Source organism: Serratia sp. CoH_122_TC_1 (assembly GCF_058191755.1).
The window spans coordinates 47,384-68,467 of the sequence record NZ_JBXWLA010000001.1; the positions used below are offsets into that span (position 1 = coordinate 47,384).

At 52.5% G+C, this 21,084-nt stretch carries 15 protein-coding genes; 10 read left to right on the top strand and 5 right to left on the bottom strand.

The window, feature by feature from the left end:
- Positions 1-14 precede the first annotated feature (14 nt).
- Both AC2FC2_RS00245 and rlmKL read right to left on the bottom strand, forming a co-directional pair.
- A complete protein-coding gene (locus AC2FC2_RS00245) occupies positions 15-1,919 on the bottom strand; it encodes an ABC transporter ATP-binding protein (RefSeq protein WP_209632592.1) in 1,905 nt (634 codons plus the stop codon).
- A gap of 5 nt (positions 1,920-1,924) precedes the next feature.
- On the bottom strand, positions 1,925-4,045 hold the full coding sequence (gene rlmKL, locus AC2FC2_RS00250; protein ID WP_404760285.1) for a bifunctional 23S rRNA (guanine(2069)-N(7))-methyltransferase RlmK/23S rRNA (guanine(2445)-N(2))-methyltransferase RlmL: 2,121 nt from the start codon (positions 4,043-4,045) through the stop codon (positions 1,925-1,927).
- A gap of 103 nt (positions 4,046-4,148) precedes the next feature.
- Here rlmKL and AC2FC2_RS00255 point away from each other — a divergent pair, with 103 nt between their 5' ends.
- On the top strand, positions 4,149-5,252 hold the full coding sequence (locus tag AC2FC2_RS00255) for a YcbX family protein (RefSeq protein WP_209632591.1): 1,104 nt from the start codon (positions 4,149-4,151) through the stop codon (positions 5,250-5,252).
- Positions 5,253-5,258: 6 nt separating this feature from the next.
- On the opposite strand, the gene AC2FC2_RS00260 is transcribed toward AC2FC2_RS00255, so the two are convergent.
- On the bottom strand, positions 5,259-5,807 hold the full coding sequence (locus tag AC2FC2_RS00260) for a cell division protein ZapC (RefSeq protein WP_490658509.1): 549 nt from the start codon (positions 5,805-5,807) through the stop codon (positions 5,259-5,261).
- Between the two features lie 173 nt (positions 5,808-5,980).
- A complete protein-coding gene (gene pyrD / locus AC2FC2_RS00265; RefSeq protein WP_209632590.1) occupies positions 5,981-6,991 on the bottom strand; it encodes a quinone-dependent dihydroorotate dehydrogenase in 1,011 nt (336 codons plus the stop codon).
- 259 nt (positions 6,992-7,250) lie between these two features.
- On the opposite strand from pyrD, the gene ssuE reads away from it, so the two are divergent.
- The 5 genes from ssuE to ssuB are packed head-to-tail and all read left to right on the top strand — an operon-like array spanning position 7,251 to position 11,564.
- Complete coding sequence (gene ssuE, locus AC2FC2_RS00270) at positions 7,251-7,829, top strand: NADPH-dependent FMN reductase (RefSeq protein ID WP_209632589.1); 579 nt, start codon at positions 7,251-7,253, stop codon at positions 7,827-7,829.
- 25 nt (positions 7,830-7,854) lie between these two features.
- Positions 7,855-8,820 (top strand): sulfonate ABC transporter substrate-binding protein, encoded by a 966-nt coding sequence (locus AC2FC2_RS00275; RefSeq protein WP_490658510.1) that lies wholly within the window; start codon positions 7,855-7,857, stop codon positions 8,818-8,820.
- A 16-nt stretch (positions 8,821-8,836) separates the two neighbouring features.
- Positions 8,837-9,985, top strand: a complete 1,149-nt coding sequence (gene ssuD, locus AC2FC2_RS00280; RefSeq protein ID WP_490658511.1) for an FMNH2-dependent alkanesulfonate monooxygenase — start codon at positions 8,837-8,839, stop codon at positions 9,983-9,985.
- Positions 9,986-9,996: 11 nt separating this feature from the next.
- Positions 9,997-10,791: an aliphatic sulfonate ABC transporter permease SsuC gene (gene ssuC / locus AC2FC2_RS00285; RefSeq protein WP_490658512.1), complete on the top strand. Its 795-nt coding sequence runs from the start codon at positions 9,997-9,999 to the stop codon at positions 10,789-10,791.
- Positions 10,788-11,564 carry an aliphatic sulfonates ABC transporter ATP-binding protein gene (gene ssuB, locus AC2FC2_RS00290; protein WP_490658513.1) on the top strand — a complete coding sequence of 259 codons (777 nt, stop codon included), beginning with the start codon at positions 10,788-10,790 and terminating at the stop codon, positions 11,562-11,564. The genes ssuC and ssuB overlap by 4 nt, the downstream gene beginning before the upstream one ends.
- 45 nt (positions 11,565-11,609) lie before the next feature.
- Here ssuB and pepN read toward each other — a convergent pair whose 3' ends face one another.
- A complete protein-coding gene (pepN, locus tag AC2FC2_RS00295) occupies positions 11,610-14,225 on the bottom strand; it encodes an aminopeptidase N (protein ID WP_490658514.1) in 2,616 nt (871 codons plus the stop codon).
- A gap of 445 nt (positions 14,226-14,670) precedes the next feature.
- Between pepN and AC2FC2_RS00300 the strand changes: the two genes are divergently transcribed.
- The 4 genes from AC2FC2_RS00300 (at position 14,671) to ompC (ending at position 20,890) form a co-directional block, all read left to right on the top strand.
- A complete protein-coding gene (locus AC2FC2_RS00300; RefSeq protein ID WP_490658515.1) occupies positions 14,671-16,371 on the top strand; it encodes a diguanylate cyclase domain-containing protein in 1,701 nt (566 codons plus the stop codon).
- Positions 16,372-16,626: 255 nt separating this feature from the next.
- On the top strand, positions 16,627-17,832 hold the full coding sequence (gene pncB / locus AC2FC2_RS00305) for a nicotinate phosphoribosyltransferase (RefSeq protein WP_209632582.1): 1,206 nt from the start codon (positions 16,627-16,629) through the stop codon (positions 17,830-17,832).
- Between the two features lie 224 nt (positions 17,833-18,056).
- Positions 18,057-19,457: an asparagine--tRNA ligase gene (asnS, locus tag AC2FC2_RS00310; protein WP_209632581.1), complete on the top strand. Its 1,401-nt coding sequence runs from the start codon at positions 18,057-18,059 to the stop codon at positions 19,455-19,457.
- Positions 19,458-19,759: 302 nt separating this feature from the next.
- Positions 19,760-20,890 (top strand): porin OmpC, encoded by a 1,131-nt coding sequence (gene ompC, locus AC2FC2_RS00315; RefSeq protein ID WP_490658516.1) that lies wholly within the window; start codon positions 19,760-19,762, stop codon positions 20,888-20,890.
- Positions 20,891-21,084 lie beyond the last annotated feature (194 nt).

Below are 21,084 nucleotides of genomic sequence, written 5' to 3' on the forward strand. Positions count from 1 at the left end.
GGTATTCTCAGCGGTTAGCCGTTTTTCATCGCTTCCAGCTCTTCCCAGCGGGCAAACGCCTCTTCCAGCGCCCCTTCGGCTGCGGCCAGTGCCGTCAGTACCTGCTGTGTTTCACTGTGGGGACGCGTGAAGAAGTCCGCATCGCTCATTTGCGCTTGCAACGCTGTAATTTCCGTTTCCAACTGTTCAAGACGCTGCGGTAACTGTTCCAGCTCACGTAACAAGTTATAGCTCAGTTTAACGGCAGGTTTCTTCGACTGTTCAGCCTTTTTTTCCGCCGCCGGCTTGTTCTGCTCGGCCGCTACCTGACGGATCGGTTTTGCCGTCGCACGTTGGTGGTGTGCGTCGTAGTAACCGCCGACAAAGGTGCTGATCACACCGTTACCTTCAAAGATCCAGCACTCGGTCACGGAGTTATCAACGAATTGACGATCGTGGCTCACCAACAGCACGGTGCCTTGATAACCGTCGATCAGCTCTTCCAGCAACTCCAGCGTTTCGACGTCAAGATCGTTGGTTGGTTCATCGAGAATCAATAAGTTACTTGGTTTCAGGAACAACTTGGCCAGCAACAGGCGATTACGCTCCCCACCTGACAAGGCTTTCACCGGTGTCATCGCGCGTTTCGGGTGGAACAAGAAGTCCTGTAAATAGCCCAGCACGTGACGGGAACGGCCGTTGACCATCACTTCCTGCTTGCCTTCTGCCAGGTTGTCCATCACCGTACGTTCCGGATCCAGTTCGGCACGGTGTTGGTCGAAGTAAGCGACTTCCAGCTTGGTCCCGCAATGCACGCGACCACTGTCGGCTTTCAACTGCCCCAGCATCAGTTTCAGCAGCGTCGTTTTACCGCAGCCATTTGGGCCGACTAACGCAATTTTGTCACCACGCTGTACCTGCGCTGAGAAATCACGCACCAGCACTTTACCGCCAACCTGATAGTTAACGTTTTCCATCTCAAACACGATCTTGCCAGAGCGTACAGCCTCTTCCACCTGCATCTTGGCGGTGCCCATGACTTCACGGCGTTCCGAACGCTCGTTACGCAATGCCTTCAGTGCACGTACACGGCCTTCGTTACGGGTGCGGCGCGCTTTGATGCCTTGACGAATCCACACCTCTTCCTGCGCCAGCTTACGGTCGAATTCTGCGTTTTGCAGCTCTTCCACTCGCAGCGCTTCTTCTTTGCTCAGCAGGTATAAATCGTAGTTACCCGGCCAGGACACCAGCTTGCCGCGATCGAGATCGACAATGCGCGTTGCCATATTACGGATAAAGGAACGGTCGTGGGAAATGAACACGATGCTGCCCTGGAATTCCTTCAAGAACCCTTCCAGCCAGTCAATCGTTGTAATATCCAGGTGGTTGGTCGGTTCATCAAGCAACAGCACGCGCGGGGAGCTCACCAGTGCGCGGCCCAGCGCCGCTTTACGCAACCAACCGCCGGAGAGAGAAGAAAGCTCTGCATCGCCGTTCAGACCCAACTGCAACAGCACTTCGCTGATACGGCTGTCGAGCTGCCACAGACCCTGGTGATCGAGGATCTCCATAATCTGCGCCATGCGCGTCAGGTTCTTTTCGCTTGGATCGGTTTCCACCAAATGCGAGATCGCATGATACGCTTTCAGGTGTTCCGCCTGTTCGGCCACGCCTTCCGCCACAAAGTCGAAGACTGTGCCACCGATATTGCGCGGTGGATCCTGCTGCAGACGCGCCACAATCAGATCTTGCTCATAAATCACCCGGCCGTCATCCAACGGAATTTCTTTACCGAGGATCTTCAGCAGCGTGGACTTACCGGCGCCATTGCGCCCAACCAGACAAACACGTTCGTTGTCTTCAATATGAATTTCGGTGTTATCTAAAAGCGGTGCATCGCTGAAGGACAACCAGGCACCGGACATGCTAATTAACGACATAGTAATTATTTTCCTTCGCCGGCATGGGTAACCAGCCAGCAGTTATGAATTTGACGGTTACGGGCAAAATCCTGTGACTGGGTCTGGGCGGTAATTTCTTTCGCCTCCAGACCCAATGCGCTCAGGCCGGCCATATCCATCTGGAAACCGCGTTTGTTATTCGAGAACATAATGGTCCCGTTACGACGCAGTAACCGTTTCAAATCTTGCATCAGCACCAGGTGGTCGCGCTGAACGTCAAAGGTATTCTCCATCCGCTTGGAGTTGGAGAAGGTCGGCGGATCGATAAAGATCACGTCGAATTGTTCGTCGGCATTTTGTAGCCATGACAGGCAGTCTGCATGGATCAATCTGTGCTGTTTGCCAGTCAGACCGTTAACCCGCAGGTTTTTCTCGGCCCATTCCAGATAGGTACGCGACATATCCACCGTGGTGGTGCTGCGCGCACCGCCCAGACCGGCATGCACACTGGCAGTGCCGGTATAAGCAAACAGGTTGAGGAAGTCTTTGCCTTTGCTCATTTCACCCAGCATGCGGCGGGCGATACGGTGGTCAAGGAACAACCCGGTATCGAGATAGTCAGTCAAATTAACCCACAGTTTGGCGTTAAACTCTTCCACCAGCAGGAACTCGCCTTTCTGCGCCAGTTTTTCGTACTGATTCTTGCCCTTCTGACGTTCGCGAGTTTTGAGGATCAACTGATTGGAAGGCAGCTCCAGCACTGCCAGCGTGGCGTTGATCACATCGAACAGACGCTGACGAGCTTTCTGCGCATCAATCGTTTTTGGCGGTGCGTACTCCTGCACCACGACCTTGCTGCCGTAGCGATCCACGGCCACGTTATAGTCCGGCAAGTCAGCATCATACAAGCGATAACACTCAATACCCTGCTGTTTGGCCCACTTATCGAGCTTCTTCAAGTTCTTGCGCAGACGGTTAGCAAAATCTTCCGCTACCTGCACACCACCAGTACCCTGTGGATTTTCCGCCAGTTGGTAATTTTTCTGTACGCAGTCCAACGGGCCGTTTTTAGCCTTGAACTGGCGCTCAGCACGCAACTGCAAACAGCTCAGCAGCTCTGGCGAAGCGCTGAACAGCGATAACTGCCAGCCACCGAACGCGCTCTTCATGATCCGACCCAGCATATTATGCAAGGCGATCAGTGCCGGTTCGCTTTCCAGGCGCTCACCGTAAGGCGGGTTGCAAATCACGGTGCCCGTCGGGCCTTCCGGCAACGGGTTGGTCAGTTTGGCAACGTCGTTGACGTTAAAGGTGATCAGTTCAGCAACGCCGGCACGACGGGCATTTCCGCGGGCCATTTCTATCACCCGGCGATCAATGTCAGAACCAAAGAAACGCGAAGTGGTTTCCTGCAAACCGCGACGTGCACGCACCTGCGCTTCGGTGATCACTTCACGCCACAGATCGGCGTTGTGGCCATTCCAGGCGGTAAAGCCCCAGTGCTGGCGGTGTAGGCCTGGTGCACGATCCGAAGCTATCATGGCCGCTTCGATCAACAACGTGCCTGAACCGCACATGGGATCCAGCATCGGGGTACCTGGCTGCCAGCCGGAACGCTGGACAATCGCCGCCGCCAGGCTTTCTTTTAGCGGTGCCTGGCCGGTAAGGTCGCGGTAACCGCGCTGATGCAGGCCCTCACCACTCAGATCGAGCGCTACGCTGGCCATATCGCGCTGCAGGAACACGTTGACGCGGATATCCGGCTGTTGTTTGGCAACCGTTGGACGCTGATCCATCTTGCGGGTAAAGCTGTCGACAATGGCGTCTTTAACTTTCAACGCGCCGTACTGACTGTTGCGGATCTCTTCGTTAACGCCACTGAAGTGAACGGCAAAGGTTTTATCCACGCCAAAAATGTTCGTCCAGTCAATCGCCTGTACGCCCAGATACAGATCCAGATCGCTGTGCACACGGAATTCATTCAGCGGCAGCAAAATACGTGAGGCCAGACGGCTCCACAGCAAGCTTTGGTACAGAAGACGATCGTCACCCTGAAAATGTACCCCACCCTGCACTACTTTACAGGCGTGAGCGCCCAGCGCTTCCAGTTCGCTTTTTAACAGTTCTTCCAGTCCACGCGCCGTGCTGGCAAACAGAGAGTTCATATCGTACTTATCACCAAAAAGAAAATTGTTGCGCATTATAGCTAATCCAGACCGCTTGTCATAAAGTTGCTCCCTTCTATTTAATAATCGCACGGGGATAAGGGTGATTACGCTTTCGAAACTCTACGTTCATCCGGTGAAATCGCTTCGTGGTTTGCAGCTTTCTCACGCGCAAGTTTCCAGTAGCGGTCTGGCTTTTGATCGCACTTTTATGATCACCGAACCGGATGGCACCTTTATTACGGCGCGCCAATATCCGCAGATGGTGATGTTCACTCCAGCACTGCTCCCCGATGGGCTGTTCCTGACCGCGCCGGACGGCGAAAGCGCCGCCATCCGCTTCAGTGATTTCGCCCCCGAGGCACAGCCGACAGAGGTCTGGGGCAACCATTTCACCGCCTTGATTGCACCGCAGCCCATTAACGATTGGCTAAGCGGTTACTTTCAGCGCGACGTGCAGCTGCGCTGGCTCGGCCCAGAACTCACCCGTCGCGTTAAAAAGCACCCGGAAATCCCCCTTTCCTTCGCCGACGGTTACCCTTATCTGCTGATTAACGAAGCCTCATTCAACGATTTGCAACAGCGCTGCCCAGGTAGTATCAAACTGGAGCAATTCCGCCCCAATCTCGTGGTGACGGGTGCCAGTGCGTGGGCAGAAGATGGTTGGCAGGTGATCCGCGTCGGTGACGTCATGTTTGATCTGGTAAAACCCTGCAGCCGCTGTGTACTGACTACCGTTAGCACCGAACGCGGCCGTAAGCATCCGAGCGGTGAACCACTCAGCACCCTGCAGAAATTCCGCACTGCTGACAACGGCGATGTCGATTTTGGCCAAAATATGGTGGCGCGCAACAGCGGTATTATCCGCGTTGGCGATACGGTGGAAGTCTTGTCCACTAAACCTGCACGCCCTTATGGCGCGGGTAAAGTCGTTGAAAGCCTTCAGGCACCGCAGGACAGTGCGCACAGCGTTACCATTGAATACGAAGGAAAGGTGTTTACCGGCAATAATCAGCAGATTTTGTTGGAGCAGTTGGAACAGCAAGGGCTCCGCGTGCCTTATTCATGCCGTGCGGGTATTTGCGGGAGCTGTCGCATCACCTTGGTCAGTGGGGAAGTGGCACCGCTGAAGAAAAGCGCAGTAGCCAACAATGGCACCATTCTCTGCTGCAGCTGTATTCCAAAAAGCGATCTGACGCTGGCGTAATCGGCCTTATACCGCCCTGTCGTAAGCCGGGGCTGAGGCCTCATCCTGCGCACAGGGTTTAAGTCTATCGTGCATGACTTTGATGGCATCGCCCAGGACCATGGTACGACCTGCAACTGAAAGTTGGCTTTGTGCCAGCAAGCACAGGCTGGCGTTATCGCCGGCTTCTACCACCAGCAGGCGGGCTTCAACGCCGCTTTCCATCACCTTCACCGCCGCAAGCTCACCATTCTTGGGTTGCAACGGATAATGTTGCTGAGAAAAATGCCAGCTTTTCGGCATCAAGGGTTTCAAGAACCGATAAGCCACCAGGGCATTTAATACCAGTTCTGCACGTTGCTCGTGGCTGAGTTTTATCTGTTTACACTGCTCTTCATAATTAAAATAAAGCGCCGCATCATCCACGCAAAAAGAGCATTCATCGAAAGCATCAGGCGTTAACATTTTGGCAGGGAAACGCGAACGAAAGATCATACCATTAGCTAAATCCAGCATTAGCCGATCGTGCTCGGCGTCAAAATACCAACGCCAATTATCGTCAGGTTTTATCTTCATCTCTTATCCTTCTGCTGCCCATGCCACGCTGTATTTACCTAAAAGGTGATTTTATCACCGCTAAAATCGCTTAAACATCGGATAATTCCGCGAACGATATTTATGCTAGTGGACAAAATATAGACGAGCCGGGAGAAGAAATAAACCCCCGGCCGAAAATGAAAGGAAAAATATTAGATGTAGTTAACGATATCTTTAATCAGGCGCGGACCTTTGAAGATAAATCCGGAATAAATTTGCACCAAGGAAGCCCCAGCTGCCATTTTCTCACGAGCCGCCATCAGGGAATCAATTCCGCCAACACCAATGATCGGCAAACGCCCTTGCAGTTCGTGTGACAAACGGCGTATCACGTCGGTGCTGCTCGCTTGTAATGGACGACCACTTAGGCCCCCCATTTGCTCGCAATAATTCAGCCCCTGGATCAATTTTCGATCCAGGGTGGTATTGGTCGCGATCACACCATCGATATTATGGCGAACCAAACTGTCGGCTATTTGGATCAATTCTTCTTCAGAAAGATCCGGTGCGATCTTAACAGCGACTGGCACATATTTGTGATGGCGCGCATGCAATTCCTGCTGCTTATTTTTAATCGCGGCCAGAAGATCGTCCAACGCGTCTCCGTACTGTAAAGAACGTAATCCCGGAGTATTGGGTGACGAAATGTTGATCGCGATATAACCGGCATACGGATACACTTTATCCATACAGATCAGATAATCGTCTTTTCCTTGCTCAACCGGGGTATCTTTATTCTTGCCAATATTAATCCCCAGAATACCGCCGAAATGAGATTTCTTAACGTTTTCAACCAGATTATCAACACCCTGGTTATTAAAGCCCATGCGGTTGATCAACCCTTCAGCTTCCACAACGCGGAACAGACGCGGTTTATCATTCCCCGACTGCGGGCGCGGCGTCACAGTCCCGACTTCGACAAAGCCAAAACCCATAGCACCGAAGGCATCGATACATTCACCGTCTTTATCCAGACCGGCGGCCAAACCCAATGGGTTTTTAAAAGAGAGCCCCATGCAGCTTACCGGCTTGGTCGGCACTGCCTGACGAATAAGGAATTCTAACGGGGTGCCGGTAACACGGCGAAGCTGTTGAAAAGTCAATTCATGCGCACGCTCGGGATCGAGCTGGAACAGCGCTTTTCTGATGAGGGGGTAGTACATGTACTCTCCTGATTTCCCGGTTGCAAACCGGGGGCGTATTATCCGGTATCCCCTGCCCAATTGGAATTGATTAAAAGCAAAAAAAGCGTTTTTTACGCAACCGTTTTCCCTCGCCAGGGTTCAAACCACCGCCAATCCGTATTTGCGCATATCAAAATCAAAAAATGAGATTTAAGTAACCCGCCCTTTTGCTGATAGGTTTAAAACACTTCTCGATAATTTACTCATTAAACCTAACTTTTAGTTATAAGGAGTGGCAATGCGCGTTATATCACTGGCCGGCAGTCCTCGTATCCCATCACGATCAGCGGCACTGCTTTCCCTGAGTAAAAGTTGGTTACAACAGCAAGGCGTGGAAGTGATCCCCTACACCCTGCACGACTTTGACGCCGAGGATTTGCTGTATGCCAACTTTAACAGCCCCGCAATCAAAGCCTTCACTGAGCAACTGGCGCAGGCTGATGGCCTGCTGGTCTCTACGCCAGTGTATAAAGCATCATTTTCCGGTGCACTGAAAACACTGCTGGACCTGCTGCCCGAACGCGCGCTGGACCATAAGGTGGTATTGCCGCTAGCCACCGGCGGTTCCATTGGCCATATGTTGGCAGTGGATTACGCCTTAAAACCCGTGCTGGCGGCATTGAAAGCTCAGGAGGTGTTGCACGGGGTGTTTGCCGATGACAGCCAGATCGTGCTGGACGGTGAAAAGGTCACCCTGTCCGAGAACCTGGCAGCCAGGTTGGAGGAGGCCTTGGAAAGCTTTTATCTGGCCCTCGGTCGCCGTAAACCCCCAAGGGTAAAGATCTCCCCGACCCTGCTTACACGCCAAACCGCCTGACAGCACAGCATATAAGGAAATACGCATGAAACGACTTTCTTCTCTGGGACGTTGGCTGGGTACCAGCGCATTGGCAGGCATCATCTCACTGGCGTGGATCAATACGGCCAACGCTCAGGATCCGGCACAGTTCCGCATCGGCTACCAAAAAGGATCGATTAGCCTGGTATTGGCTAAGTCCCACAAGCTGTTGGAACAACGGTTTCCTCATACCAAAATCAGTTGGATCGAATTCCCCGCCGGTCCGCAAATGCTCGAAGCGCTGAACGTGGGCAGCATCGATTTAGGCAGTACGGGGGATATTCCACCGATATTCGCCCAGGCCGCCGGTGCAGACCTGTTGTATGTCGGTGTGGAACCACCAAAGCCCAAGGCGGAGGTGATCCTGGTGCCGGAAAACAGCCCAATCAAAACCGTCGCGGATCTGAAGGGCCGCAAAGTCGCTTTTCAGAAGGGTTCCAGCTCCCACAATTTGCTGTTGCGCTCACTACAAAAAGCAGGGCTGAAATTCACCGATATTCAGCCTATCTATCTGACTCCCGCAGATGCCCGCGCCGCCTTCCAACAAGGTAACGTCGATGCCTGGACCATTTGGGATCCGTACTATTCCGCTGCCTTGTTGCAGGGTGGCGTGCGAGTACTGGGTGACGGTACCGACCTTAATCAAACCGGCTCGTTCTACCTTGCCGTGCGCCCTTATGCCGAAGCTTACGGGCCGTTCATTCAACACGTGCTCGATGTACTGACACAGGCCGATGCACTGACCCGCAGCGATCGGGCGCAAAGCGTCACACTGTTGGCAAACGCGATGGGCCTGCCGGAGAAAGTGATCTCCGCCTATCTGGATCACCGCCCGCCGACGTCGATTAAGCCTTTAGACGCACACACCATTGCCGCTCAGCAGCAAACTGCCGATCTGTTTTATGCCAATCATTTGGTGCCCGTGAAAGTCGACATTTCTCAGCGCATCTGGCACCCAAGCGCACAATAATTTAGGAGAACCTACAATGAGCCTGAACGTATTCTGGTTTTTACCCACTCATGGTGACGGCCACTATCTGGGCAGTACTGAAGGTGCCCGCAGTGTCGATTACGGCTATTTACAGCAAATCGCCCAAGCAGCTGACCGACTGGGTTTCGGCGGTGTATTAATCCCGACCGGCCGTTCATGCGAGGACTCTTGGCTGGTGGCAGCGTCACTGATCCCGGTCACTCAACGGTTGAAGTTCCTGGTGGCGTTACGACCCGGCATCATTTCACCCACGCTGGCAGCGCGTCAGGCTGCGACGCTGGATCGCCTTTCCAATGGCCGTGCACTCTTTAACCTGGTTACCGGCGGCGATCCTGAGGAATTGGCGGCGGAGGGCCTGCATTTAAATCACGAAGAGCGTTATGAGGCCTCCGCAGAGTTCACCCACGTCTGGCGCAAGGTGCTGGAAGGCGAAACCGTCGATTTCAACGGCAAACATATTCAGGTAAAGGGCGCAAAACTGCTGTACCCACCGGTACAACAGCCACGCCCACCGCTCTATTTTGGCGGTTCTTCCGCCGCCGCGCAGGATCTGGCAGCCGAGCAGGTTGAAATGTACCTCACCTGGGGTGAGCCTCCGGAGCACGTTAAAGAAAAGATCGCCGATGTGCGTGCCAAAGCGGCGGCCAAAGGCCGCAAGGTCCGTTTTGGTATACGCCTGCACGTGATCGTACGTGAAACCACAGAAGAAGCCTGGCGGGCCGCCGATCGGTTAATCGCCAATCTCGATGAGAAGACGATTGCCGACGCACAGAAGGCTTTTGCCCGATTTGACTCCGTTGGACAACAACGCATGGCGGCATTGCACGGCGGCAAGAAAGACAATCTGGAGATCAGTCCCAATCTGTGGGCTGGCGTTGGCCTGGTGCGTGGCGGAGCCGGTACCGCACTGGTTGGTGATGGTCCGACGGTGGCGGCACGTATGCAGGAATATGCTGACCTGGGTATCGATACCTTTATCTTGTCCGGTTATCCACATTTGGAAGAAGCCTACCGCGTAGGTGAACTGCTGTTCCCCCATCTTGACCTGGTTGAAAACGAAGCGCCCACTCAACGCCGACCGGTCAAAGCGCAGGGAGAAGTGGTGGCCAATATCTATATTCCGCAAAAAGCGTCGCAAAGCTGAGGAGCCGCACTATGGCAAACGGCACACAACGTATCTTGCATCGTCTCGCCCCTTGGGCATTGCCGATAGCGCTGGTGGTTATCTGGCAAATCTCCGTTGAGGCGGGCTGGCTGTCGAACCGCATTCTGCCGGCACCAAGCGCCGTCGTTACCGCCTTTTGGACGCTGACCAAAAGCGGTGAGCTGTGGCAACACCTGACAATCAGCAGCTGGCGTGCACTGATCGGCTTTAGCATCGGCGGCAGCATTGGGCTTGTGCTGGGTTTTATTACCGGCCTGTCACGCTGGGGCGAACGCCTGCTGGACAGTTCCGTGCAGATGATCCGCAACGTGCCGCATTTGGCGCTGATCCCGCTGGTGATTTTGTGGTTTGGCATCGATGAGTCCGCCAAGATCTTTCTGGTCGCGTTGGGCACCCTCTTCCCTATCTATCTCAACACTTATCACGGCATCAAGAATATCGATCGCGGCCTGCTTGAAATGGCGCGCAGCTATGGCCTGAGCGGTTTCCAGTTATTTACCCAGGTGGTTTTACCGGGTGCTCTGCCTTCGATCATAGTCGGCGTTCGTTTCGCCTTAGGTTTTATGTGGCTCACGCTGATCGTGGCGGAAACCATTTCAGCCAACTCGGGGATCGGCTATCTGGCGATGAATGCCCGTGAATTCTTACAGACAGATGTCGTGGTGGTCGCCATTGTGCTGTATGCCTTACTCGGCAAGTTGGCTGACGTCAGTGCACAACTGCTGGAACGCGTCTGGTTACGCTGGCATCCGGCCTACCAACTGAAACAAGGAGAAGCGCTATGACGGCTCCCGCCCGTATTCCCCAAGGTACCCCAGTCACGCTGGAGTCCATTGCCAAGCGCTACGGCAACCGCACGGTGCTAGAAAATATTCAGTTGCGCATCAGCGCTGGCCAGTTTGTCGCCGTCGTCGGTCGCAGTGGCTGCGGAAAAAGCACGCTGTTACGTCTGATGGCCGGGCTGGAGAAAGCCACCAGCGGCGCATTGCTGAGCGGTACTGCACCGCTCGCCAGCGCCAGAGAGGATACACGTCTGATGTTTCAGGATGCGCGCCTGCTGCCTTGGAAAAAGGTGATCGACAACGTCGGACTCGGGTTACGGGGCCAGTGGCGAGAAGACGCGTTACACGCATTGAACGCAGTGGGATTAGCCGATCGCGCCAATGAGTGGCCCGCGGCACTGTCCGGCGGCCAAAAACAGCGGGTGGCTTTAGCACGTGCGCTGATCCACCGTCCACGCCTGTTGCTGTTGGATGAACCTTTGGGGGCCTTGGATGCGTTAACGCGGATTGAAATGCAGGGGCTGATCGAAGGGCTATGGCAACAGCATGGTTTCACCGTGCTATTGGTGACGCATGATGTCAGTGAGGCCATTGCGCTGGCAGATCGGGTGATTTTAATTGAGGAAGGACGCATCGGGTTGGATTTGACCATTGATCTGCCGCGACCACGCCGAAAAGGATCGCGTAAATTGGCAGAACTGGAGGCCGAAGTGTTGGACAGAGTGCTGTCTCCGCCCTCAACGTTGGCTGAAACTTCACGACGTATCGCGAATTAGACAAGAGACGGCATTAGACTATGCCGTCCCTTTGTCCTTTTACCGTTACGCGTCGAGTGCTTTACTGATCTTCTCGAACAGGTCGCCGGACAGGTTCTCAAGCCCTTTCAACTGTTCAAGCGCTTTACGCATCAGCGCCTGACGCGAAACATCATAGCGCTTCAGACGGATCAGCGGCTCGATCAAACGGGCAGCAATTTGTGGGTTCCGCTGGTTCAAATCACTGAGGATCTCGGCCAGGAACTGATAACCGCTGCCGTCTGCGGCATGGAATGCCGCCGGATTCGCTGAAGCAAATCCGCCGATCAACGAGCGAGTGCGGTTTGGGTTGCTCAGGCTGAATGAGCGGTGTTTCAGCAAGCTGCGCACGTTGGACAGCACGTCTGCCGCAGGGCTGGTTGCCTGCAGAACAAACCATTTGTCCATCACCAGACCATCCTGGTGCCAACGCTCATCAAATGCCGTTAACAACGCGTCACGGCATGGCAACTGCGCGGCCACCGCGGCAGCCAACGCCGCCAGAGAATCGGTCATGTTGTCCGCCTGACGGTATTGCTCCGACACCAAACGATCGGCTAGCACTTCGTCGCCAAAGGCCAGGTACCCCAGGCACACATTGCGCAGGGAGCGTTTGGCAATATCCGCGTGTTCCACCCGATAACCGTCGGTTTTGTTGGCGTTATACACCGCCAGCCACTCATCGGCCATTTCCTTCGCCAGGCAACGGACGATCGCTTCATGTACCGCGGCAATGGCTTCAGGATCGATAGTAGCGAACAGTTCAGCCATTTCGCTTTCAGAAGGCAATGTCAGGATCTGCGCGGCCAGCGCCGGATCCAGAGCCTCATCCAGCAACACCGCGCGGAAAGCATCAGCAACGTGCAGCGGCAGCGACAACGGCTGTTTCTGCTGGTGTCTCGCCACATTCAGCTTGATGTAGGTAGCCAGCAAGCTCTGTGCCGCATCCCAACGCGCAAAGTCATTACGGGCGTGCTGCATCAGGAAGGTCAATTGCTGATCGCTGTACGGATAATCCAGCTTCACCGGCGCCGAGAACTCACGCAATAAAGACGGCACAGGTTGGTGTGCGACACCGTCAAACACAAAGGTTTGTTCGGCTTCGGTGATGTTCAATACGTTATTGATCGCCGAACCGTCTTTCTGCAGAGCAATGACATTGCCTTCTGCATCGTACAATTCGATATCCAGTGGAATATGCAGCGGCAACTTCTCTGGTTGATCCGCAGTCGGTTCCGTTTTTTGGCTGACATGCAGGCGGTACTGTTGATGTTCGGCATCGTATTCGTCGCGTACGGTCAGCTGCGGCGTACCGGACTGGCTGTACCAACGGCGGAACAACGACAGATCAACGTTGGACGCGTCTTCCATTGCCTGAACAAAATCATCACAGGTAGCCGCACTGCCATCATGACGTTCGAAATACAGCTGGATTCCTTTCTGGAATTGCTCTTCACCCAACAGCGTATGCATCATGCGGATCACTTCAGATCCTTTCTCATACACGGTTAAGGTGTAGAAGTTGTTCATTTCGATAACTTTGTCCGGGCGAATGGCGTGCGCCATCGGACTGGCGTCTTCCGCAAATTGCGCGCCGCGCATAACACGCACGTTATCAATACGGTTAACCGGACGTGACCCCAAATCTGAACTGAACTCCTGATCGCGGAATACCGTCAGCCCTTCTTTCAAGCTGAGCTGGAACCAATCGCGGCAGGTCACGCGGTTGCCAGTCCAGTTATGGAAGTATTCGTGGCCAATCACCGCTTCGATATTCAAGTAATCTTTGTCGGTCGCGGTTTCCGCTTTCGCCAGCACATATTTGGAGTTAAAAATATTTAACCCTTTGTTCTCCATCGCCCCCATGTTGAAGAAGTCGACGGCAACGATCATATAAATGTCGAGATCGTATTCCAGCCCAAAACGGGTTTCATCCCATTTCATCGAGTTCTTCAAGGAGGTCATCGCCCAATCGGCGCGATCCAGGTTGCCACGGTCAACAAACAGCTCCAACGCAACTTCACGTCCCGAACGGGTCGTGAAGCTGTCCCGCAGTACGTCAAAATCACCGGCAACCAATGCAAACAGATAACAAGGTTTTGGGAACGGATCTTGCCACTGCACCCAGTGACGGCCATCTTCCAGTTCACCCTGCCCAACGCGGTTACCGTTTGACAACAGGAACGGATAACGCGCCTTGTCGGCCACGATACGCGTGGTAAAGCGGGCAAGCACGTCTGGGCGATCGAGGTAATACGTAATGTGGCGGAAACCTTCTGCCTCGCATTGCGTACACAGCGCTTCACCAGACAGATACAGCCCTTCCAGCGCGGTGTTTTTCGCCGGGTGGATATCGTTGACGATGGTCATGGTAAATTGTGCTGGCAGATTCTCGATAACCAGTTTGTTATCCTGTAACTGATAGGCAGTCCACGGCTGACCGTCGATCTCAATACTCACCAGCGTCAGATCTTCACCGTTGAGTGCCAATGGCGCGTCAGCAGCACCTTGGCGCTTAATCTTGCTGACTGCGGTTACGCGAGTTGTCTCTGCATCCAGCTCAAAATCCAGGTCAATATCAGTGATGGTATAATCTGGCGCGCGATAATCGTGGCGATACTTCGCCTGTGGCTGTTGTGTCATAAAAACCCTTTGACGTCTCAGTGAGTTACAGGTGCCAGGCTTTCATCATGCGTTTATTTCGCCATGGGGAAAAAGCAGAAATTTCGATGAGCCTGATTGTAAATAAACTGTATCACAGCTACAAAAAAAACCCAGACATGCCAAGGCACCAGAGCAGAGAAATCGGAGGTGGATCCTGGTATTATCGACGAATCCCCCTGCCAGTCAGGCTCCTGCACCTAATGGAACATCAAAATCAGCATTTAATGCTAAAAACCCGTGTGGTGTTCATCACGTGCTCAGGTTCTGTTCTTTGATTAAAAAGTTCATTTGTCTCAGCGAGTATGGCAACCAGCCACTCCCCTGTGGCCCCTACTCGACAGCCATTCCCGCCGGGTATAGATAAGACAGCCTGCGAGCCACAATGGTATAATTGCCCCAACTGGCTCAAGGACGCGCGGCGCACATGAAAGTAAAATATCTGATCTATTTTTTTACCTTTGCCCTGATGTCCTCATTCGCCCTGTTTATTTCCGATGAACTGGTTGAGGCTGAGACCGGTTATCACGACAACCAACTGAACCTGTACAAGATTACCCGCACCAAAGAGATTTCAGAGGCTTTTCAGGCCACGCTGTTAGCGCACCGTTTAAAGCGTTTAAGTCTGATAAACCCGCACATTACCCCAGCGCAGTGGATGAACGCCGATCGCGTGGCGCGTGAAAAAATCGCCCGTTTTCAACCACACCTGAACAGCGAGATATCACAGCAGCTTGGTATACGGCAGAAAATCGCAGCACTTTCCATGCTCAATCTGATGGAGCAATTGTTGAATAATGACAACCTGCAGCTTTCGCAGGTTACCGATGCCAACGCCAATCTGTTCAACATCAGTAGCGCCTACTATATTTCCCAAGCCAGTAAGAGCTATTACCGCTACACCTACGACACCCGCATGGTTGATGCCGACGCCTTCCTCTTTCTGGAAGCCGTACGCCTGAATAATCGGCTAAATATGTCCGTGACTGAATTGATCGACCAGGTTATTGACGTCAATACCAACCAACTCGCACGTAAAGACGCTTATCTGAAAGCCATTCAGCTCACCGGGGTATTGAATGCGTTAAGTACTCGGCTAATTTTTGTCAAGCTGACCTATAACGACCTGCAAACCACATTTTTAGTGAATGCGATCCTTGAACAATTGTCAGTAAAGCAAATCAGCCGTATCACCGAAGGGCTGTATACCGCCGTGGATACGAACACGAACTACCCCGCCGATGATATCTACCAGTACGTTAATAACCTGAGCGATCTCTCACAACAGCTTTATCAGCGTAGTTTCGAAATGGAAATCGCCGCATCACTGCATAAGATCTATGACAGCCAGACGGCGATTTACGGCATGATTTCCTTAGGTGGGCTGATCACCCTGTTTATTTTTCTACCGACGCTGGTTTATTGTTCAAATATCAGCCGCTGGCTGACGAAAACACATAACAATATTTTGCGCTTATCACGCGGTAATATGAATATCGATCGCAATGAGGTGTTTTACGGTCAAGAGCTGATGGCCATCAGCGACGCCATTAAACAGCTTAAACAGTATCAGATGGAAAAGGTGACATTGGAAAATGAAAAGCACCTGCTGATCAAGGAGCTGGAAGCTTCCTCATATCTTGATCCGTTAACCAATATTTATAATCGCCGTAAGTTTTTTCTCGAGTGTGAATCTCTGGCGGCCAATAGTTACCCACTGGCCTTCTGTCTGATTGATATTGATAACTTCAAAAACCTCAACGACACTTTTGGCCATCACGTTGGCGACCTTGTACTGGTGGCGTTCGGCAAGTTATTACAAAAGACTTTCCGCTCCAGCGACATTTTCTGCCGTTATGGCGGTGAAGAATTCGCCGTAATCTTGAGTAATTGTACGCTGGAAAATGCGCGTGAAGTCATGTCAACGCTACGCGAGCTGACTCACCAACTCACCCTGACATTAGCCAATGGGCAAGAAGTCCGTTTCACCACCAGTTGCGGCATTGCTCAGGTGTGTGACATTCGGCTGTTGCCGACGGCGATCAAACAGGCAGATGAAGCCCTCTATTTCTGTAAGAATAACGGCAAAGACCGGGTTGGCATTCATACACCAACCGGTTTTATCTGAATTGTTGTTTAAAATAATTAACATTATAATTTTTATGACTAATTAGGCTAAGTCATTCACCTTACAGGTGAATCTGGCTTTTCTGCCTGTGTCCTGACGGCAAGCCAGCATAAAGGCACGTTTAATCCTCGACCCGCTCCAATGAATTGTGGTGTGATGCAGCTTCAATAACAGGATAATCCGGGTATACTCCCCCCACTTTTTTATGATTATCCGGATTTGGACACGCGCCTGACGAGGATGCAGTAACGCGCTATGACTCAATACGCCTCCCCGATTTTGACATCACTGCTTGATACTGATGCCTACAAGCTTCATATGCAGCAAGCAGTGTTTCACCGCTATCCCGCTATCAGCGTGGCGGCGGAATTCCGCTGCCGTGGTGATGAGCTGCTTGGCGAATATGCCGACGAAATCCGTGCGCAGGTCGCACTGATGAGCCAGTTGGCACTGACAGACGCTGAATTCACCTATCTATCAGGGCTCCCATTCTTCCGTGAGGATTACCTGAGCTGGTTGCGCGAGTTCCGTTACGATCCGCAACAGGTTCAGATCGAGAATCGCGCCGGAAAGCTGCATATTCGCATTGCCGGTCCTTGGCGCGAAGTGATCATGTGGGAAGTTCCGTTACTGGCCGTCATCAGCGAAGTGGTGCACCGTCATCGCTCGCCAGATGTCACACCGGACATGGCGGTCGCCCATTTGCGCAGCAAACTGGCGCAGTTTAAAGCCATGAGTGCTGACGTGGATATTTCACGCTTCAAACTGATGGACTTCGGTACCCGCCGCCGCTTCTCGCAGGCCGTGCAGCAATCCATCGTCAGTACACTCAAAGACGAATTCCCGTATCTGGTCGGCACCAGCAATTACGATCTTGCACACCAGCTTGATCTGGCACCTGTGGGTACTCAAGCCCATGAGTGGTTCCAGGCGCACCAGCAGATCAGCCCGGTGTTGGCGAACAGCCAGCGAGCAGCATTGCAAGCCTGGTTGGATGAATATCCGGACCAGCTCGGCATCGCACTGACCGACTGTATTACTATGGATGCCTTCCTGCGTGATTTCGGTCTGCAATTCGCCCAACGCTATCAGGGACTGCGTCACGACTCAGGTGACCCGTTCGAATGGGGTGAGAAAGCCATCGCGCATTACCAGACACTGGGTATTGACCCGATGAGCAAAACGCTGGTGTTCTCTGATAACCTGGATTTGGACAAAGCATTGGCGCTCTACCGGCACTTTTACCAACGCGTCAACCTGGTGTTCGGCATCGGCACGCGCCTGACCTGCGATATTCCCGGCGTAAAACCGCTGAACATCGTGATTAAGCTCGTAGAATGTAAAGGCAAGCCGGTGGCGAAACTTTCCGATAGCCCAGGCAAAACCATCTGCCAGGATCAAGCCTTTGTGAAAGCCTTACGTAAGGCGTTCGACCTGCCGCTGGTGAAAAAAGCGAGCTAAGCGCCCCTCCTGCGAACGCTAAAAAGCCGGCTGAATTTCCTTCGCCGGCTTTTTCTTCTTTATAAGACACTTTTCCTTGCTCCCTTTTCGCGCTTCCCCAAGAAATGTTGCACCAATCCGGCGATTTCTGCTTGTGCTCTGCACCGCGGCAAGTAACATAGCAACATCCCCATATTCTTGGGTTGTAAGCTATTTCTAAACCAAATAATTAAAGAGAGAAATCTATGAGCGTAGTGCCTGTAGTCGACGTACTGCAAGGCCGTGCTGCGGTTGACAGTGAAGTCACCGTGCGCGGTTGGGTGCGTACCCGGAGAGATTCTAAAGCTGGTATCTCCTTCCTGGCCGTCTATGACGGTTCCTGCTTTGATCCGTTACAGGCCGTCGTTAATAATTCTCTGCCGAATTATCAGGATGAAGTGCTGCATCTGACCACGGGCTGTTCGATTGAAGTCACAGGTAAAGTGGTGGCCTCTCCGGGTGAAGGCCAGAGTTTCGAGCTGCAGGCCACCGCGATTAACGTCGTTGGCTGGGTTGACGATCCGGACACCTATCCGATGGCGGCTAAACGCCACAGCATCGAATACCTGCGCGAGGTCGCTCACCTTCGTCCACGTACCAACCTGATTGGTGCCGTTGCCCGTGTGCGCCATACACTGGCACAGGCCATTCACCGTTTCTATCATGAGAATGGCTTTTTCTGGGTTTCCACACCGCTGATCACCGCGTCCGATACCGAAGGCGCCGGCGAAATGTTCCGCGTTTCAACGCTGGATCTGGAAAACCTGCCGCGTACTGACAAAGGGGCTGTCGATTTCAGCCAGGACTTTTTCGGTAAAGAAGCGTTCCTGACCGTGTCCGGCCAGTTGAACGGCGAAACCTACGCCTGTGCGCTGTCCAAGATTTACACGTTCGGCCCAACCTTCCGCGCTGAGAACTCCAACACCAGCCGCCATCTGGCAGAGTTTTGGATGATCGAACCAGAAGTAGCGTTTGCAGACTTGGAAGACATCGCCGAGCTGGCAGAAAAAATGCTGAAGTATGTGTTCCAGGCGGTGTTAAACGAACGCATGGATGACATGCAGTTCTTCGCCGAGCGCGTAGACAAAGATGCAATTGATCGCCTGCAGCGTTTTGTTTCTTCCGATTTCGCTCAGGTAGATTACACCGAAGCCGTGGAAATCCTGATCGCATCAGGCCAGACGTTCGAAAACCCGGTTTCCTGGGGTATCGACCTGTCTTCCGAGCATGAACGTTACCTGGCAGAGAAACACTTCAAAGCACCGGTTGTGGTGAAAAACTACCCGAAAGACATCAAAGCGTTCTACATGCGCATGAACGAAGATGGCAAAACCGTTGCAGCAATGGACGTGCTGGCCCCAGGCATTGGTGAAATCATTGGCGGCGCACAGCGTGAAGAACGTTTGGACGTGCTGGATCAACGTCTGGAAGCTATGGGCCTGAATAAAGAAGATTACTGGTGGTATCGTGACCTGCGTCGTTACGGCACCGTACCGCATGCTGGCTTCGGTTTGGGCTTTGAACGTTTAATCGCCTATGTGACCGGTGTACAAAACGTGCGTGATGTTATTCCATTCCCACGTACGCCACGTAATGCAAGCTTTTAATTAATCAGATAATCCATTTTTTAATTAATTTAGTTACAAAACCAAGGCCAGCTTTGCTGGCCTTTCGCATTTTTTAATATTGACCCACGTCACAAAGTTCCCTGAATATTACATTTAGTTACAAATACTTTCTTTTTGAAACCTCATTGGGACATTGGTAGCATTTTCGTTCTAGATTAACCCGGCTGTGAATGGAACACTGCGTGCAGACACAGGACGACACCAATCTATCAACAATAGTTCAAAAGAATTATTGGCGGCAGTGGCAAAGGTGTCCGAATAACACCAATGAGGGTAATATAATGATGAAGCGCAACATTCTTGCAGTGGTTATCCCGGCTCTGTTGGCTGCTGGTGCAGCAAACGCAGCGGAAATCTACAACAAAGACGGCAACAAGCTGGATCTGTACGGCAAAGTTGACGGTCTGCACTACTTCTCCAAAGACAAAGGTAATGATGGCGATCAGACCTATGTTCGTTTCGGCTTCAAAGGTGAAACCCAGATTACTGACCAACTGACCGGTTACGGCCAGTGGGAATACAACGTTCAAGCTAACCACTCTGAATCTCAAGGCACCGAAGGCACCAAGACTCGTCTGGGCTTCGCAGGTCTGAAATTTGCTGACTACGGTTCATTCGACTACGGCCGTAACTACGGCGTACTGTACGACGTAGAAGGCTGGACAGATATGCTGCCAGAGTTCGGTGGCGATACTTACACCGTTACCGACAACTTCATGACTGGCCGTACCAACGGCGTTGCTACTTACCGTAACAACAACTTCTTCGGTCTGGTTGACGGCCTGAACTTCGCTGTTCAGTACCAAGGTAAAAACCAGAACGACGGTCGTGACGTTAAGAAACAAAACGGCGACGGTTGGGGCCTGTCATCTACTTATGACATCGGCGAAGGCATCAGCGTAGGTGCTGCATATGCTTCTTCTAACCGTACCGATGCTCAGAAAGCGTCCAACGAGAAGGGCGACAAGGCTGACGCATGGACTGTTGGTGCTAAATACGACGCGAACAACGTTTACCTGGCAACCATGTACTCCGAAACCCGCAACATGACTCCGTTCGGCGGCAGCAACATGATTACTGCCAACAGCACCTGTGCTGCTTCTGAAAACTGCGGCGGCTTCGCTAGCAAAACTCAGAACTTCGAAGTGACTGCACAGTACCAGTTCGACTTCGGTCTGCGTCCAGAAGTTTCTTACCTGCAATCTAAAGGTAAAAACCTGAACGTCCCAGGCGCAGGTACTGACCAAGATCTGGTTAAATATGTTTCTGTTGGTACCACTTACTACTTCAACAAAAACATGTCCACCTACGTTGATTACAAAATCAACCTGCTGGACGACAACGAGTTCACTAAAGCCACTGGCACTGCTACCGACGATATCGTAGCTGTTGGTCTGGTTTACCAGTTCTAAGTTGTCTCACTTAGCGGCGGTTCACCGTCGAATAAGTTAAAAAAACAGGGCTTCGGCCCTGTTTTTGTTTTGTGTCTCGCAGCTAATTTTTTATCCTGCCAACGCCCCTTTCCCCCTCATTTTTTATGCCGAATTTGCCTCCTTCACAAGATCGCGGTGTTTTTCTCGCAAACGGTTGGCAAAGCGTATAACTG

Excerpts from the sequence above, each read along its gene's own strand:
- pepN (WP_490658514.1), bottom strand. The coding sequence starts at position 14,225 with ATGACACAACAGCCACAGGCGAAGTATCGCCACGATTATCGCGCGCCA.
- rlmKL (WP_404760285.1), bottom strand. The coding sequence starts at position 4,045 with ATGAACTCTCTGTTTGCCAGCACGGCGCGTGGACTGGAAGAACTGTTA.
- ssuB (WP_490658513.1), top strand. The coding sequence starts at position 10,788 with ATGACGGCTCCCGCCCGTATTCCCCAAGGTACCCCAGTCACGCTGGAG.
- AC2FC2_RS00260 (WP_490658509.1), bottom strand. The coding sequence starts at position 5,807 with ATGAAGATAAAACCTGACGATAATTGGCGTTGGTATTTTGACGCCGAG.
- ompC (WP_490658516.1), top strand. The coding sequence starts at position 19,760 with ATGATGAAGCGCAACATTCTTGCAGTGGTTATCCCGGCTCTGTTGGCT.
- asnS (WP_209632581.1), top strand. The coding sequence starts at position 18,057 with ATGAGCGTAGTGCCTGTAGTCGACGTACTGCAAGGCCGTGCTGCGGTT.
- pyrD (WP_209632590.1), bottom strand. The coding sequence starts at position 6,991 with ATGTACTACCCCCTCATCAGAAAAGCGCTGTTCCAGCTCGATCCCGAG.
- AC2FC2_RS00275 (WP_490658510.1), top strand. The coding sequence starts at position 7,855 with ATGAAACGACTTTCTTCTCTGGGACGTTGGCTGGGTACCAGCGCATTG.
- ssuE (WP_209632589.1), top strand. The coding sequence starts at position 7,251 with ATGCGCGTTATATCACTGGCCGGCAGTCCTCGTATCCCATCACGATCA.
- ssuD (WP_490658511.1), top strand. The coding sequence starts at position 8,837 with ATGAGCCTGAACGTATTCTGGTTTTTACCCACTCATGGTGACGGCCAC.
- AC2FC2_RS00300 (WP_490658515.1), top strand. The coding sequence starts at position 14,671 with ATGAAAGTAAAATATCTGATCTATTTTTTTACCTTTGCCCTGATGTCC.
- ssuC (WP_490658512.1), top strand. The coding sequence starts at position 9,997 with ATGGCAAACGGCACACAACGTATCTTGCATCGTCTCGCCCCTTGGGCA.
- pncB (WP_209632582.1), top strand. The coding sequence starts at position 16,627 with ATGACTCAATACGCCTCCCCGATTTTGACATCACTGCTTGATACTGAT.
- AC2FC2_RS00245 (WP_209632592.1), bottom strand. The coding sequence starts at position 1,919 with ATGTCGTTAATTAGCATGTCCGGTGCCTGGTTGTCCTTCAGCGATGCA.